Annotated in this window: 18 protein-coding genes and 1 rRNA gene; 10 read left to right on the forward strand and 9 right to left on the reverse strand. The window is 67.1% G+C overall.

The window, feature by feature from the left end; all coding sequences use genetic code 11:
* Entirely contained in the window at nt 1-504 is a 504-nt protein-coding gene (locus AS031_RS18005; protein WP_058269532.1) for a GNAT family N-acetyltransferase, read from the forward strand.
* On the opposite strand, the gene AS031_RS18010 is transcribed toward AS031_RS18005, so the two are convergent.
* The 3 genes from AS031_RS18010 to AS031_RS18020 all read right to left on the reverse strand — a co-directional run bounded on the left by AS031_RS18010 (nt 501) and on the right by AS031_RS18020 (nt 1,867).
* Nucleotides 501-737, reverse strand: a complete 237-nt coding sequence (locus AS031_RS18010) for a helix-turn-helix domain-containing protein (protein WP_176716570.1) — start codon at nt 735-737, stop codon at nt 501-503. The two genes, AS031_RS18005 and AS031_RS18010, sit on opposite strands and share 4 nt — an antisense overlap.
* Nucleotides 737-1,378: a hypothetical protein gene (locus AS031_RS18015; protein ID WP_058269534.1), complete on the reverse strand. Its 642-nt coding sequence runs from the start codon at nt 1,376-1,378 to the stop codon at nt 737-739. Before AS031_RS18015 ends, AS031_RS18010 begins: the two co-directional genes overlap by 1 nt.
* A gap of 96 nt (nt 1,379-1,474) precedes the next feature.
* Nucleotides 1,475-1,867, reverse strand: a complete 393-nt coding sequence (locus AS031_RS18020) for a VOC family protein (protein WP_058269535.1) — start codon at nt 1,865-1,867, stop codon at nt 1,475-1,477.
* A gap of 120 nt (nt 1,868-1,987) precedes the next feature.
* Here AS031_RS18020 and AS031_RS18025 point away from each other — a divergent pair, with 120 nt between their 5' ends.
* Nucleotides 1,988-2,530, forward strand: coding sequence for a DUF2231 domain-containing protein (locus tag AS031_RS18025; RefSeq protein ID WP_058269536.1), 543 nt, complete (start codon nt 1,988-1,990; stop codon nt 2,528-2,530).
* A gap of 94 nt (nt 2,531-2,624) precedes the next feature.
* Here AS031_RS18025 and AS031_RS18030 read toward each other — a convergent pair whose 3' ends face one another.
* On the reverse strand, nt 2,625-3,059 hold the full coding sequence (locus AS031_RS18030; RefSeq protein WP_058269537.1) for an ester cyclase: 435 nt from the start codon (nt 3,057-3,059) through the stop codon (nt 2,625-2,627).
* 298 nt (nt 3,060-3,357) lie between these two features.
* Between AS031_RS18030 and AS031_RS18035 the strand changes: the two genes are divergently transcribed.
* Entirely contained in the window at nt 3,358-3,633 is a 276-nt protein-coding gene (locus AS031_RS18035; protein ID WP_058269538.1) for a hypothetical protein, read from the forward strand.
* A gap of 29 nt (nt 3,634-3,662) precedes the next feature.
* Here the strand turns inward: AS031_RS18035 and AS031_RS18040 are convergent, their stop codons facing one another.
* Nucleotides 3,663-4,301: a hypothetical protein gene (locus AS031_RS18040; RefSeq protein WP_058269539.1), complete on the reverse strand. Its 639-nt coding sequence runs from the start codon at nt 4,299-4,301 to the stop codon at nt 3,663-3,665.
* A 143-nt stretch (nt 4,302-4,444) separates the two neighbouring features.
* Here AS031_RS18040 and AS031_RS18045 point away from each other — a divergent pair, with 143 nt between their 5' ends.
* A complete protein-coding gene (locus AS031_RS18045) occupies nt 4,445-5,212 on the forward strand; it encodes a DinB family protein (RefSeq protein ID WP_058269540.1) in 768 nt (255 codons plus the stop codon).
* A 14-nt stretch (nt 5,213-5,226) separates the two neighbouring features.
* Here AS031_RS18045 and AS031_RS18050 read toward each other — a convergent pair whose 3' ends face one another.
* Nucleotides 5,227-6,108 carry a universal stress protein gene (locus AS031_RS18050; RefSeq protein WP_058269541.1) on the reverse strand — a complete coding sequence of 294 codons (882 nt, stop codon included), beginning with the start codon at nt 6,106-6,108 and terminating at the stop codon, nt 5,227-5,229.
* Nucleotides 6,109-6,260: 152 nt separating this feature from the next.
* On the reverse strand, nt 6,261-7,937 hold the full coding sequence (locus AS031_RS18055; RefSeq protein WP_058269542.1) for an FAD-binding dehydrogenase: 1,677 nt from the start codon (nt 7,935-7,937) through the stop codon (nt 6,261-6,263).
* Nucleotides 7,938-8,013: 76 nt separating this feature from the next.
* Here AS031_RS18055 and AS031_RS18060 point away from each other — a divergent pair, with 76 nt between their 5' ends.
* The 3 genes from AS031_RS18060 (at nt 8,014) to AS031_RS20060 (ending at nt 10,285) form a co-directional block, all read left to right on the forward strand.
* A complete protein-coding gene (locus AS031_RS18060) occupies nt 8,014-8,565 on the forward strand; it encodes a GNAT family N-acetyltransferase (RefSeq protein WP_058269543.1) in 552 nt (183 codons plus the stop codon).
* A gap of 183 nt (nt 8,566-8,748) precedes the next feature.
* Nucleotides 8,749-10,143 carry an OFA family MFS transporter gene (locus AS031_RS18065; protein WP_058269544.1) on the forward strand — a complete coding sequence of 465 codons (1,395 nt, stop codon included), beginning with the start codon at nt 8,749-8,751 and terminating at the stop codon, nt 10,141-10,143.
* Nucleotide 10,144: 1 nt separating this feature from the next.
* The gene (locus AS031_RS20060; RefSeq protein WP_169793889.1) at nt 10,145-10,285 is read left to right on the forward strand and encodes an MFS transporter small subunit; all 141 of its coding nucleotides are present in this window, start codon (nt 10,145-10,147) and stop codon (nt 10,283-10,285) included.
* 135 nt (nt 10,286-10,420) lie between these two features.
* Here AS031_RS20060 and AS031_RS18070 read toward each other — a convergent pair whose 3' ends face one another.
* Both AS031_RS18070 and AS031_RS18075 read right to left on the reverse strand, forming a co-directional pair.
* Entirely contained in the window at nt 10,421-11,155 is a 735-nt protein-coding gene (locus AS031_RS18070; protein WP_058269545.1) for a YoaK family protein, read from the reverse strand.
* A gap of 187 nt (nt 11,156-11,342) precedes the next feature.
* Complete coding sequence (locus AS031_RS18075; RefSeq protein ID WP_058269546.1) at nt 11,343-11,771, reverse strand: DUF2177 family protein; 429 nt, start codon at nt 11,769-11,771, stop codon at nt 11,343-11,345.
* A 163-nt stretch (nt 11,772-11,934) separates the two neighbouring features.
* Here AS031_RS18075 and AS031_RS18080 point away from each other — a divergent pair, with 163 nt between their 5' ends.
* From AS031_RS18080 to AS031_RS18090, 3 genes are all read left to right on the forward strand, one after another.
* Nucleotides 11,935-12,804 (forward strand): DUF1295 domain-containing protein, encoded by an 870-nt coding sequence (locus AS031_RS18080; protein WP_058269547.1) that lies wholly within the window; start codon nt 11,935-11,937, stop codon nt 12,802-12,804.
* Nucleotides 12,805-12,972: 168 nt separating this feature from the next.
* The gene (locus AS031_RS18085) at nt 12,973-14,052 is read left to right on the forward strand and encodes a TerC family protein (protein WP_058269548.1); all 1,080 of its coding nucleotides are present in this window, start codon (nt 12,973-12,975) and stop codon (nt 14,050-14,052) included.
* Nucleotides 14,053-14,628: 576 nt separating this feature from the next.
* Nucleotides 14,629-14,923, forward strand: a 16S ribosomal RNA gene (locus AS031_RS18090); the annotation flags it as partial.

Here is a 14,923-nt window from a genome sequence, read left to right on the forward strand (position 1 = left end):
ATGGACTATGTGCTCCGCCAAGCCGCCCCGGACGACGCCGAGGCCGTCGTGTTGATGCACACCGCAGCGCATGAGGAAAGCTACGGCCACCTGCTCTCGCCGGCTTTCTTCGCCGAAAGGCGCCGGTCCATCCCGGAACGCGTGGCCCGGCGTCGGCCATACCTGGACGTTCCGCACCCACGGATCCTGGCGATTGACTCCGGAGGCGGGATAGTGGGCCTCGCGGACGCCGGACCGCCCCGCCAGGAGGACGCCCCGTGTGCGCTGGAGCTGTACTCCATCTTTGTCCTGGCGCGGGCGCAGGGAAGCGGCCTGGGCCGGGCGCTGATGGCGGCTGCGCTGGGGGAATCGCCCGCCTACCTTTGGGTGCTGGAGGAAAACACCAGGGCCCAAGCGTTCTACCGCCGGCAGGGTTTCGCGTTCGACGGCGGACGCGGCCACCTTCCGCCCGAATGGGAGGGCGTGCCGGAGTTGCGGATGGTCCGGGGACAGCCTGCAGCCTAGCCTGCGGGGCCGTCCGGGTCGGCCACCAGCAGGTCACCCACCTCGCACCCAAGCGCGCTGCAGATGGCGGCGAGGGTGGAAAACCTGATGGCCTTGGCGCGGTCGTTCTTCAGGACCGACAGGTTCACCAGGCTGACGCCGACGCGTTTGCTGAGCTCTGTGAGGGTCATGCCGCGCTGCTCCAGCAGCTCATCCAGCCTGCAATGAATGCCGCTGGTCTCCTCTGCCGGCATCAGACCAGGCCCTCAGTATCCTTCTGGAGGCGGCCGCCGAACTGGAATACACCGGCAATGAAGATCAAGGCTATGCCGGCCACTACGGGTACCAGGCTGATGGTGCCTTCAAACAGTACGCTTCCGGGGATGCGGTCCGGATTCAGGCCCAGCGCATCCGCGAGCCGGGTCCGGGCCAGGGCGTCCAGGACCTGCCCGGCCGTCCCAGCCACGGCGATCGCAGCCCCGCACGCGCCGATGACCCACACCGATCCCCGGGTGAAAAGAACCGCGCCGCGGAGCCGCACGGCCAGCAGGAACAGCAGCGCCAGGAAGGCAAGGACGGCAACCTGGGTCAGGACGGCGGCCCACGCGAGAAGGCCGGCTTCCGTTCCGGGGAGGGCAGGGATGGTCGCTTCGACGGCCGAGAAGTGGGCTTCCGCACCCAGCCCCAGGCTGCCGGAGGGGCGGGTTCCGCCGTCAACGGGCAGGGTAAGGGTGGCGGGCCCTGTGAGCAGGCCGACGATGCCGACGACTGACATTACGGTGGTTACCGCGGCAACTACGGCCGAGCCGATCATCAGCACAGCGGCGTCCGCCCTGGACACCACCTCGCGCTTTCTGTCTTCAGACGGGCGTCCGGTGTGCTTGGCTAGCTTCATGTTTCCCCCCCAGGGTTATCGAATGTCGTTATTAACGATATTCGATAATGTAGTGGGCGAGCCAGCCGCCGGTCAATTCTCCGCCGCCGTTGGTGGCTACGCTGTGTGCGCGTCCCTGACGGCCGGCGGAGTCGCTCCTTGAAGCACCCAGCGGTTGCCGTCCGGGTCGGTGAAGTGCGCAAACAGCACCCCGCCCATGTCCTGGACCTCGCTGACGCCCGCGCCGCGCTCCACCAGCTCCGTGCGCACGGCGGGGAGGTCGGGGACTACCAGCTGCAGTCCTTCGAGGCTTCCCGGTGCCATGGACGTCATCCCGGTGCCGATCACCACCGAGGTGGGTGAACCCGGCGGCGTCAACTGCACCACCCGCATGCCCGGGACATGCTCCACGTCGTGGTCCAGGACGAAGCCCAGCTTTTCGGTGTAGAACGCTTTGGCGCGGTCGACGTCGGACACGGGAACCTGGACAACCTCAAGGCGCATTTCCATGCCCGTCACTTTACCGTTGACGGGGTTGATCGCTCCCTTATCGGCGGAAGATCCGGCTGTAAGAACCAGCCAGAAAACCAACCGGTGCAATCGGCCGAAGCGCGGAGTATCTTGTGGTGCATGCGCAGCAAGGTGGCGGGCGGAAGCAACTACAGGCGGCTACTGGCGGAACTGGAGACCGCGGGACCACTGGACAAGGTGGTGGACAGGGCCCAGCCGGTGGCCAGTCGCCTCATGGCTGACCGCCGTGTCAGGTCCGCCGTGCTGGGGGACACCACGGGCATTCCCCTGCACGGCATCCTCACCGACCTGCCTTTCGGGGCCTGGTGGATGGCCGTTTTCCTGGACTTCTATAAGGACGACGGATCCCGGCAGGCCGCCAAACGGCTCGTGGCCCTGGGCGTGGTGGGCGCCGTACCCACCGCCCTCACCGGCTGGGCCCACTGGACCACCAAGGACCGGCCCATCCAGCGGGTCGGCGTCGTCCATGCCGCGGTCAACGCCACCGCCGCCGTCGTCTTCCTGTCCTCGTGGGCGGCGCGGCAGCGGGGCCGGCACAAGCTGGGCATCCGGCTGGCGCGGGCCGGGGCGGTCCTGCTGCTCGTCAGCGGGTTCCTGGGCGGGCACCTGAGCAGCGGACGCACCGCCAGTAAGGGGCAGTAGCCACCAAGGCACGTGAAGCAGATGCCGTGGAAACCCGAATCGGGTATCCACGGCATCACTGCGTCCCCGGGGGCGGGGTCGCCGAAGGCATCGGTCAGTGCTCGGACATCTCCGGCATCAGCCCCAGCTGTGACAGGAACTCCACCTGGTCAAAGTAGAAGCGGTGCTCGGTGATTTCGCTGTCTTTGACGGTGGCGATGTCGCAGCTCTTCATCCTCAACTGCTTGCCGGTGGCCGGCAGGTTGTTGCCGGACGGGTGGGGCAGCGGACCGGTGTTGGTCCCGATGATGGTGCCTTCGTCGATGGCGACGTCCCCGGACTCATGCCGGGCAGTGTGCTCGTAATGGACATCCGGCATGGCATCCCAGAACTGGAAGAGGTAGGCGGTGATGGCGTCCCGTCCCCGCAGCTCACCCCGGTCCGGGGTGTAGGCGACGGCGTCGGCGGCGTAGCATCCGGCCAGCGTGTCCTTGTCCTTCTGGTCCATGGCCGTGGTTAAGCGATCCATGACTTCGCGTGCCTGTCCCATATCGACCTCCATTTTTGGGCGGCCTTCCGGAAGCGGAGGCCGCTTCGTGGACTGGCTTCTGCTGCTGTAGGAGCCGCTTTAATTCCACTCCCGCACGGATTCGGCCGTCAACGGAAAGGGCTACCCAACCGCGTGCAGCGCCCGGCGTCCGGTCACATTCCGTTGGGGGCTGCCCGGCAGTGCCGGATCCGGGCCGGCGCGCTAGTCTTGCCACACCACGCGCAGGATGCGTGACCTGGGAGCAGCGGGCAGGGTTGTAATGAGCTGACCACGCCCGACCGCGAGCCAAGGACAGCCGATGCGCCAGGACCACCAGACAGCACCGCCGCAGCCACGCCGCAAGCGGACCCGCCACCCCCGCCTGTCCGCAGGGGACAGGGTGCGCTTCGCCGAGGGGACCCTCAGCGGCACCGGAACCGTGGACGCCGTGACCTCCGATTACGCCATTGTCTGGGTATGGGCGGATGAGGGCCAGGGCCGCCGGATGCTGATGCAGGGCTACGGCAGCATCGTGTCCCTAGACCCCGAAGGTCTCGACGCCGAAAATTTTGACACGGACGACGGCGGCAGCTGAGTCCGCGGCCGACGTCGCCCGCCGCGTCACTAGGCCGGAGTGTCCTCCTCCGGGAAAAAGCGCTGGACTCCGGCCGCAGCGTCCCGCAACGCCCCGCCGTCGAGCATCACGGACGTTTCCGCCAGCCCGAACTGTGTCCACTGCACCACCAGCCGCAGCTCGCCGGCGGGCGGCAGCGGCCACAGCCAGACGGTGCCCGAGCCGGCGAGTTCATCGTTACCCCCGCTCCCGCCCCCGCCGTTCAACGCAATGACGGGAGGGGCCGGCTCTACGGCGGGTTCCATGAATCCCGGAAGGGGCTGGTGTGCCGTGCTGGCCTTCGAACCGTCCGGGAGCTCCACGCCGAACATGAGGTTGGTTTGCTGGCCGGCGCCGCGGCGGTGGCCGATTCCGGGCTGGAAGAAGACGTGGTGCAGGTCGGCCCAGGAATCCTCGTCCTGTTCTCCGCGGCGGAAGAGCCACCCAACATTGAACACGCACCCGGTGGAGTAGACGTCTGCGCTTTTGAGCGTCAGGGCCATGGTGGGCGTTCTGTGCAGGAAGCGTCCCAGGTGCACCGCGACCGGCAGTTCGTGGGCCGGTGCGCCGGCCCAGGGCGGAGGAATGTAGCGCGTTGCCCGCGGCTGCGGCGGCCGGGGTGGAACGGGAAAGTCCTGGAAGAAGGTCACGGTGCTCCTTGGATCCGCTGGCGGCGACCGACCAGCGGAACAGCGGCGCGCCGCCGTGGATCCCCCAATCCGTCCTGACCCGGCCAGTCTAGCCCCGCGAACCCTCCTTGCTGCCGGGCCTACCGCAGGGAATGATGGCGCGCATGGCTACCTTCGACGGTTCAGAAGACCTGGGCGGCGCCGAGTTCGCGGACGTGAACCTGCGCGGGGCGAGGTTCGTCCGCAGCAGCCTGTCCGGCGTCGTGATGCGCGGCGTCGACATCGAAGGCGCGGACATCGACGCGCCGTGGCTCCTGGAGGACGGAGGAACGCTGTTCGTCAACGGCGTGAACGTCGCCCCGCTGGTTAACGCCGAACTGAACCGCCGCTTCCCCGGCAGGGAAATGCGGCACGCCGAAGGCCCCGGCGAGCTGCGGGAAGCCTGGGAGCGGCTCCAGGAAGCCTGGTCCGCGGCGGCCGGGAGGGTGGCCGGCATGCCGCCGGGCTCCGAGGACGCAGCGGTCGACGGCGAGTGGTCCTTTGCCCAGACGCTGCGGCACCTGGTGATGGCAACGGACAAGTGGCTGCGCGGAGCCGTGCTCGGCGTGGCACAGCCCTACCACCCCATCGGGGAACCAAACATCGAATACGAAACCGACGGCCTGGACATGTCGGTTTTCCAAGCCACCAAACCCAGCTACCGGGAAGTTCTTGAGGTCCGGGCCGGCCACGTCGAACTGGTGCAGGGCTTCCTTGCCAACGCCACCTTGGAGGACCTCCAACAACCGCACCCGGCACCGGACAATCCCCGTTTCACCGTCACCACGCTGGACTGCCTGCACGTGATCCTGCACGAGGAATGGGAGCACCTCCGCTTCGCCACCCGAGACCTGGACGCCATTGAGGCCAAGGCTGCCCCGTCCCGGCAGTGAACCGGAGGGACGGGCTACCGGTCCGGTTGCGGATCGCCGTGGACGCTGGCGGGCTGGCGGCGGGACACGAGCACCGGGCCTTTGGCATGGTGGAGGACGGCGTGGGCCGTTGACCCGATGCTGCCCCTGATCACCCCGTGGCCCTTGGTTCCGACGACGAGGAGCCGGGAGCCCCGGGCCGCCTGCAGGAGGGCCCGGGGCACGGAAGTATCTGTCAGGAGTTGCCGGTCCACAGTGATTCCCGGCGCCAGCTCCCGCGCCTTGGCAACCGCCGCCTCCAGCAGCTCCTCCGCGGCGGCACCGGGGTCCACCGGGTCCCTGACCAGCCGGTAGCCGGCAGGAACCGTCCGGACGTGGATGATGACCAGCCCGGCACCCGCAACAGCGGCCGCCCTGCACGCGTCCTCAAGGGCGGGCGAAGCGGGATCGTCAACGGCAACCATGACCGGGCCGTCGGGGTCTTCACCCTGCTTGACCACGGCCACCGGGCAGGCCGCCGTCGCCGCCATTTCCAGGCTCACCGAGCCCACCAGCAGGCCCATGAATCCGCCCAGGCCGCGGCTTCCCAAAACCAGCATTTCCTGGCCCGCCGATATCCTCGGCAGGTGCGCGGCAGGGCTTCCGGACAGGAGGCTGGTGAGGATTTCGACGCCGGGCGCGGCCTGCTGCGCGTGCTCCACCCCTTGTTGGAGCGTGAGTTCCGCGGCGTGCTGCAGTCCGCTGTCGGCGACGCCGGGCACCGGTCCGAGGTTCTTGGTCAGCAGCGGCCACAGCGTACAGTGCACCACGTGCAGCGGCACCTTACGCAGTGACGCCTGCGCAGCCGCCCACCGGACCGCTGTCGCGGCTGGTTCCGAGCCGTCGTAACCAACCACTATGGACCGTGTTTCCTGCATGATGCCCCCATTCCTCCGGCCGTGGCCACGTCCTCGTCACCCGGCCGGGTCGCTTGTCTTATGCCGATCCTAGGGTCAACCCGGGGCCTGGAACAGGGCCGATGTTCCTGCCGGACTCGGCTCGGCGGGCTGCCAGGATGATCCAGCCGCTCCTACAGCGACCGGACGAGTGATCGCCCCACCGTGAGGCCGGTGAACAGGCACCCTCCCAGGAAGGTTCCTTCCAGGGCGTTGTACCCGTGGGCTCCGCCGCCGCCGAAGCCGGCGGCTTCTCCCGCGGCGTAGAGCCCGGGAACGGGGGCGCCGTCCTGGCCGAGGGCACGGCCGGCAAGGTCGGTTTGGATACCGCCAAGGGATTTGCGGGTCACCACATGCAGCTTGACGGCGATCAGCGGCCCGGCTGCGGGGTCGAGGATCCGGTGCGGCTTGACGGTGCGGAACAGCCGGTCGCCCAGAAAGCGGCGGCTGTTGCGGATGCCCGCCACCTGGATGTCCTTGGAGTAGGGGTTCCGGATCTCGGCGTCGCGTTCCTCGATCTGGCGCCGCAGCTGCCCGTAGTCCAGCAGGGCTTCAGCGGTCAGCCCATTCATGCCGCGGACCAGATCCTCCAGGCTGTGCGCCACCACGAAGTCGGCGCCGTGCTGCTTGAACGCTTCAATGGGGCCGGGAGCGCCCTTGCCCAGCCGGCTGCGGAGCAGCAGCTTCAGGTCCCGGCCGGTGATGTCCGGGTTCTGCTCGGACCCGGAGAGGGCGAACTCCTTTCTGATGAGCCGCTGGTTGAGGATGAACCAGGAATGGCTGTGGCCCTGCAGGTCCGGAGTAGTGCGCAGCAGCCGGAGGGTGCCCAGGGTGTCGTAGCCGGGGAGCCCGGGTGCCGGCAACCGGCGGCCGAGCGCGTCAAACCAGAGCGACGACGGCCCGGGGAGGATCCGGATGGCGTGGCCCGGCCAGACGGGGTTCCAGTTCCGGATGCCCTCGGTGTAGTGCCACATGCGGTCGCGGTTCACCAGGCGGACGCCCGCGGCGTCGGCGATGTCCAGCATTCGCCCGTCCACGTGCTCCGGCACTCCCGTGACCATGGTGTCCGGGGGCGTTCCCAGCCGTTCGGGCCACCAGCGGCGGACCAGCTCGTGGTTGCCGCCGATACCGCCGCTGGCAATCACCACCGCCTGCGCCCGCAGTTCGAATCCCCCCACCACGTCCCGGTTGGATGCCGCACCCCGCGGCGATGCATCCGGTGCCAGGATGGAGCCGCGCACCCCGGTGACCGTGCCGCCGTCGTACGTTAGACCGTCCACCCGGTGCCGGAAGTGGAACCGGACGCTCCCGTCAGAAGCTGCCGCCCTGGCTTTGTCCGCGAAGGGCTCGGAGACGCCGGTTCCCGTGCCCCACGGGACGTGGAAGCGCGGCACCGAGTTGCCGTGGCCGCCGGCCCGCCCGTCGCCGCGCTCGGCCCAGCCCACCAGCGGGGTGAAACGGATGCCCTGCTCCCGCAGCCAGGAACGTTTCTCCCCGGCGGCGAACTCCACGTAGGCACGGCCCCATTGCTGCGCCCACCCGTCGTCGGGCAACAGGCCGGTGAGCCGGTCCCACTGCGCCGAACCCTGCCAGTCCTGCCAGGCCAGGTCGAACGAATCCCGGACGCCGAGGCGCCGCTGCATGGGAGTGTCCACCAGGAAGAGCCCGCCCAGGGACCAGAACGCCTGGCCGCCCAGGTTGGCCTCGTTCTCCTGCTCCACGATCGCCACGCGCCTGCCGGCCCGGACCAGCTCGCCGCAGGCCACCAGACCTGCCAGCCCGCCGCCGATGATGATGACGTCCGCGTCCATCCGATCTCCGCCCTGGTCCAGAGGTATGTGAGAGTCCAGCATCAACCTACAGCAGCGGCGGGATAGGGTCGTGGACATGTTTGCACTGGTCACCCCGGATGTTTCCTTCTACCGATCCTTCGCCGAGTCGCACCGCGAGTGGGGCGGTGTGCACCAGGACGGCGCCGGGCTGTTCGCCGGTGACGACGTCACCAGCCCGGAGGGGTTCGACGCCTGGGTCCGGAAGCTCCTTGATGCGGAGAACGCTGACGGGAGCGGCGGCATTGTTCCGTGCACCTACCGCTGGATCATCAGCGGTTCGCAGTATGTGGGGGCCATCGCCTTCCGGCACTACCTCACCCCGGCCCTGCTGAACTCGGGCGGGCACATCGGCTACGGCGTCCGGCCTTCGGCCCGCGGACAGGGTGCCGCATCCTGGGCCCTGCGGCTAGTCTGCGACCGCTTGGCAGAGCGGGGAGAACCGGACCGTGTCCTCCTGACCTGCGACGACGCCAATGTTGCCTCGGCCCGCACCATCGAGCGGTGCGGCGGCGAGCTGGAGGACGTCCGGGTGGGCGCGGACGGGCAGCCCTTCCGGCGCTACTGGATCGACCTGGCCGGCGGCAGCCTGGACCGTGCCGCCCGTTAGCGCCAACCCGGGGGAGCACCGCTCACCGTGAATCTCCCACCGCTCACCGCAGGAATCCTACGTTTGCTGATGATCTGGCGCAGGATGGCCGGAGGCGTGTGGAGGTGCCGACGTGTCCCGCGGAAGGGCCATTGGCCTCTGGACAGCCGGACACCGACGTCTAATTGAGCAGGGGAATCATCCATGGGCTTCCTGGACCGCGAAAGAACCATTGCCCCGGCGGGCTTCAACCGCTGGCTGGTGCCTCCGGCGGCGCTCGCCGTCCACCTCTGCATCGGGCAGGCCTACGCCACCAGCGTGTACAAAACGGCGCTGGTGAAGCATTTCGGCGCCAGCCTGACCGAGATCGGCCTGATTTTTTCCATCGCCATCGTGATGCTGGGCCTGTCCGCCGCGATCATGGGCACGTGGGTGGACCGGAATGGGCCGAGGAAGGCGATGTTCACCTCGGCCATGTTCTGGACCGGCGGGTTCCTGATCGGTTCGCTGGGCATCTTCACCCACCAGCTGTGGCTGGTCTACCTGGGCTACGGCGTGGTGGGCGGCATCGGCCTGGGTATCGGCTACATCTCGCCGGTGTCCACACTGATCAAGTGGTTCCCGGACCGGCCCGGCCTGGCCACCGGCATGGCGATCATGGGCTTCGGCGGCGGTGCACTGATCGCCAGCCCGGTGTCCACCGCACTGCTCAAGGCGTACGACCCCAACTCCGGCGCGCAGGGCTGGGTGGCCAGCGGCGATGCCGTGGGCAAGCTCTTCCTGACCCTCGCCGTCGCCTATCTCGTGTACATGCTGTTCGGAGCCTTCACCATCAAGGTCCCCGCGGACGGCTGGCGCCCCGCCGGCTTCGACCCCGCCACGGTCAAGGCCGCCAAGCTGGTGACCACCGAGAATGTCTCCGCCAGGAACGCCGTGAAGACACCGCAGTTCTGGCTGGTGTGGGTCGCGCTGTTCTGCAACGTCACCGCGGGCATCGGCATCCTTGAGCAGGCTGCACCCATGATCCAGGACTTCTTCAGGACGTCCGACGGCGCCTCCGCGGTGAGTGCCGCCGTCGCCGCCGGGTTCGTGGGGCTGCTGTCCATCGGCAACATGGCGGGCCGGTTCGCCTGGAGTGCCACCTCGGACATCACCGGCCGCAAGCGCATCTACATGCTCTACCTGGGGGTCGGGGCGGTGCTGTACACGGTGCTGGCGCTGGCCGGATCCAGCACCACCATCCTGTACGTGGCGCTGGCCTTCCTCATCATCTCGTTCTACGGGGGCGGTTTCGCCACGGTGCCCGCCTACCTGCGGGACCTCTTCGGCACCTTCCAGGTGGGCGCCATCCACGGTCGGCTGCTGACCGCCTGGTCCGCCGCCGGCGTCGCCGGGCCGCTGATCGTCAACGCGTTCCTGGACGCCCAGGGCAAGCCCGGCCAGCTGACGGCAGCGTCCTACCAGCCGGCATTGCTGACCATGGTGGCGCTGCTGGTGGTCGGATTTGTGGCGAACCTGCTGGTCAAACCCGTCAGCGCACGATTCCACGAACCCCGCCCGGACCGCGAGCGGCCGCACGAACCCGCCATGGAGGCCTGAGATGAGCACCAATCCCGCCAACCACTCCACGCCCGTCAACACCGCAGCCGGGAAGCTCGCCGTCGGCTGGGCCCTGGTGGGCGTGCCGCTGGCCTACGGCGTCTACGAGACCCTCACCCGGGTGGCGGCGCTGTTCGGCTAAAGGTCCGCGTCCGACGTCGGCCCGCGCCCTCGTCACGCACAGCATGCTTTCAGGGCAGCAACGACGGCGGGACCTTGAGTTTCCGGGGTTTGGTCGCCGCCGCCGGGCGTAAAGCGTGCCGTGCGTGACGCACGATCAACCGCTGACGACGCGGGCCCCGGGGTCCACTGCCGGGGCCGCCGCATCCCGGCGGGTCACCGCATTGCGGCCCACCAGGGCCACGAAGAGTGTGATCAGGGCGGTCACCAGCACGCCGAGGCCCAAGTGGATCTGCAGCAGCCCGGTGCCCACCGCCGCCCCGGCCATGATCAGGCCCACGGCCGCGATCCGGCGGCTCCAGAACGGGTGGGTGCCGGCGCCGAAGCGCGAATCGGCGGCGAGCCCGGTGATGGTGGAGGTGACCACCACGGTGGACACATCCTTGACGTTGAGGTGCCGGGCGGTGGCGGCCTGGACGCCCATGGCCACGGCAAGGACGCCGGTGATGGCGACGGTCAGGGGCTCGTTGTTGCGTGGCGTGACGCCGCTGAGCAGGGCGATGGCGACGGCGGCCATCACCACGCCCACGCCGGCCAGCAGTCCGGTGGTGCGGTGCGCCCACCCGGACGGAACCGTCCGCAGGGTCCGCCCTGAGATCAGTGCGCCCACCATGAACCCGGCCAGCGCCACCACGGGCCCCAGCACGGGAAGGTTGTCACCGCCCATCAGCGCCATGCCGAGGATCACCACGTTGCCGGTCATGTTCGCCGTGAAGACGCGGTCCAGGCCCAGGTAACCGACGGCGTCGATCACCCCCGTGGAGAACGTCAGCATCAGCATGAGCACCAGGTGCAGCCGGGCCGGGTCGGCAGGGAAGAAGCGGGCGGGCATGATGGCACCTTTCGCTGGTCAGTGGAGGGGGCCGGCCCGGTTGGTCGGCTTTTCCAGTATGCGCCGGTGTCGCGCAGAGCACGCTTTTGATGACGCACGACGGCGGAACCTTGGGTTCCGGGGAACGTTGCAGCCGGGAGGGCCAAAAGTATGCCGTGGATGACGCCGGGGACGGCGGGAGGGCGGGTCAGGGCACCCGGGCCGCGATCCGCCGTCGTAAGACCACCGAGGTGAGCCAAGTGACCAGGCTGCAGGCCGCGGCACCCCACAGAATGTCCGTCACGGCCACCAGGGCCGGGAAGTCCTTGAGTACGGCCAGGCCGGTGAGCGCCCACGTGGCGTAGGTGAAGAACCCGAACAGCGCAGCCCCGGCAACGCGCTGCCGGACGGTTGCGGCGGAATCATGCGGCCGGATGCCGAAGTGGACCATTCCTGCTACGAAGATGGCGTAGAACAGGACGGCCGCCACAAAGTTGGTCTTCTCCGCGAGGAGGTCCCCGATGGTGGAGCGGTAGAGCGGGTTGGCCACGCCCAGGATCCACACCGCATCCAGCACAGCGAAAATCACGGCCGCAACGGCGTAGGCGGTCAACCAGTTCTTCACGCGATGGTTCATGCTGGACTCCTCGGGATCGGGGGCTTCGGCACCAGCGGTTCGGCGCCGCAGCGTAGCCCGGACGGGTCACCCATACAAACTTGTCGCGGCTCCGAAGACCAAGTGGGCGGACAGACCGCGCCGTGCAGCAGCGTGCGGCAGGCCAGGGAAAGGATTCGACGCAATGACGGACAAGAGCAGGAAGGCGCTCATCAGCGTTGGGCTGGCAGTGGTGGCTGCGGTGCTGATCGCCCTCGCCGGCAGCCAGGGCGGTTCCAGCATCGGCGGATTCCCGGTGTTCGCGCTGGGCGTGGCGGCGGCAATGCTCATTCAGTGGCTGGTGTTCATCCCGTCCTTCGCCAAACAGACGGAGAAGTTCTATGACCTCACCGGGGCGCTGACCTACATCTCCATCACGGTGTTCTTGGTACTGGCCAGCCCCGGCATTGACGCCCGCGGCATGCTGCTGGCGGCCATGGTGGTCCTCTGGGCCTTGCGGCTGGGCGGCTTCCTCTTCCTGCGGGTCATGAAGCACGGCAAGGACGACCGCTTCGATGAACTCAAGCCGGACTTTGCCCGCTACCTGAACACCTGGACCCTGCAGGGCCTGTGGGTGGTCCTCACCGCCGCCCTCGCCTGGGTTGCCATCACCTCCGACAAGAAAGTGGGCCTGGACTGGTTCTTCTGGGTGGGCCTGGTGGTCTGGATCGTGGGCATCACCGTGGAAATCACCGCCGACGTGCAGAAGACCCGGTTCAAGAACGATCCCGCCAACAAGGGCCGCTTCATCTCCACCGGCCTGTGGTCCAGGAGCCGGCACCCCAACTACTTCGGCGAAATCACGCTCTGGGTGGGCGTGGCCATCATCGCCCTGCCCGTCCTGCAGGGGTGGCAGTGGGCTGCCCTGGTCTCCCCGGTGTTCGTCACCCTCCTGCTGACCAAAGGCAGCGGCGTTCCGCCGCTGGAGGCCAAGGCGGACAAGAAGTGGGGCGGCCAGCCGGATTACGAGCAGTACAAGAAGAGCACCCCCGTCCTGGTGCCCAAACTCACCTGACCCGGATCCATCCATGCGTTAGGATTGATGCATCAAGGGGAGTACTCCCGTCTGTGAGTGGCCCGTCAATACGGACGCAGCGAAGCGTCCCGGGCCACCGGCTCCGGTTCAACCGGGCGGAGGAGACCTTGGCGTAACTGTCAGCGCCAACCCCTTTGGAGTACCCATATGCAGGTCACACCGCTCATCTGGATCATCACCATTGCCGTGACAATCCTGTTCTTCGTTTACGAATTCTTCGCCCACGTCCGCAAGCCCCACGAGCCGTCCATCGGCGAATCGGCACGCTGGTCCGCCTTCTACATTGGACTGGCGCTCCTGTTCGGCGTCGGGATCGGCATGGTCTCCGGCTGGAACTTCGGCGGTGAATACTTTGCCGGCTACCTGACGGAGAAGGCCCTGTCCATCGACAACCTCTTCGTGTTCCTGATCGTGATGTCAGGATTCGCCGTCCCCAAGAAGTACCAGCAGAAGGTGCTGATGGTGGGCATCATCATCGCGCTGGTGCTGCGCGGCGGGTTCATCGCCATCGGTGCCACCCTGATTGAAAACTTCTCCTGGATCTTCTACATCTTCGGTGCCCTGCTGCTCTTCCTGGCATACAAGCAGGCGTTTGGCGGCCACGACTCCAACCCGGCGGACGGCAAATTCATGCAGTTGGTGCGCCGCGTGGTTCCGCTCACCGATGAGTATCACGAGGACAAGATCACCGTGAAGCAGGGCGGCAAGCGTTTCGCCACCCCGATGCTCCTGACCATCATCGCCATCGGCTTCGTTGACCTGATCTTCGCCGTCGACTCGATCCCCGCGATCTACGGCCTCACCAACGAGGCCTACATCGTCTTCACCGCCAACGCCTTTGCGCTGATGGGCCTGCGGCAGCTGTTCTTCCTCATCGGCGGACTGCTGGAACGCCTGGTCTACCTGGCACAGGGCCTGGCCGTCATCCTGGCGTTCATCGGCGTAAAGCTCGTCTTCCACGCGCTGCACGTCAACGAGCTCCCCTTCGTCAACGGCGGGCAGCCGTTGCTCTGGGTTCCGGAGATCCCCATCTGGTTCTCGCTGCTCTTCATCTTCGCCACCATTGTGGTGGCCACCGTGGCGAGCCTGGTCAAGACCCGCAAGGACGGAAAGGACGACGACGGCCGTCCGGTCGACGGCGGCAAGGGCACCGGAGCAGTCCAGCAGCAGGGGCCGGCGTCGGATCTTGACGAGGACCGGAGCCTCAGCGGGGGAGCGTCCAAGTAGGTTCTGCACAGACTGGCGGCCCGGGCCTGCCGGTGTGATCCACTCCATACGGGTCACATCCGGCGGGCCCGGGCCACCTTTGTGCCGCCAAGCCCTCGGTTTCCGCGTGATTCCGCGGCTTTCCAGGGTGCGCGGAGCCCGGTGCGGGTGGATTTGCGGTGGGGTTGGTGGGCGTGTATTGTTTTCTGAGTCGCCGCCGCTGATGCGGAAAAATAGCGGCGAAAACCCCTTCTGAACGGCCTGAAAAATGGTTCGCTTTTGAGTGTGCCTGATCGGGTGGGGCTGGTCCTTGATTGCTTGGGGCCGCGGGTAACGCGGTTTGCAAAGTGGTGGGGGATCGGGTAAGTTTGAAAAGTTGCTCCGGAGCGATCCTGAACGGAATTGTTTGGGTGGTGCCGGGTGTGTCTGTTGTTTGAGAACTCAATAGTGTGCCAAGTTTGTTGATACCAATTGTTTTATTGGTTGTTTTGGCTGTGCCGCCACCCCGTGGTTGGCATGGTTTTTACAGCTGGTTTCAAATTTTGTGCAGCCTTTTCTGGTGTTATTTCCACTGGTTTTGGTTGTGTCTGTTTGTTTTCAACGGAGAGTTTGATCCTGGCTCAGGATGAACGCTGGCGGCGTGCTTAACACATGCAAGTCGAACGATGAAGGGAGCTTGCTCCTGGATTAGTGGCGAACGGGTGAGTAACACGTGAGTAACCTGCCCTTGACTCTGGGATAAGCCTGGGAAACTGGGTCTAATACCGGATATGACCTTCCATCGCATGGTGGTTGGTGGAAAGCTTTTGTGGTTTTGGATGGACTCGCGGCCTATCAGCTTGTTGGTGGGGTAATGGCCTACCAAGGCGACGACGGGTAGCCGGCCTGAGAG

Source organism: Pseudarthrobacter enclensis (genome assembly GCF_001457025.1).
In the GTDB taxonomy this organism is placed as follows: domain Bacteria; phylum Actinomycetota; class Actinomycetes; order Actinomycetales; family Micrococcaceae; genus Arthrobacter; species Arthrobacter enclensis.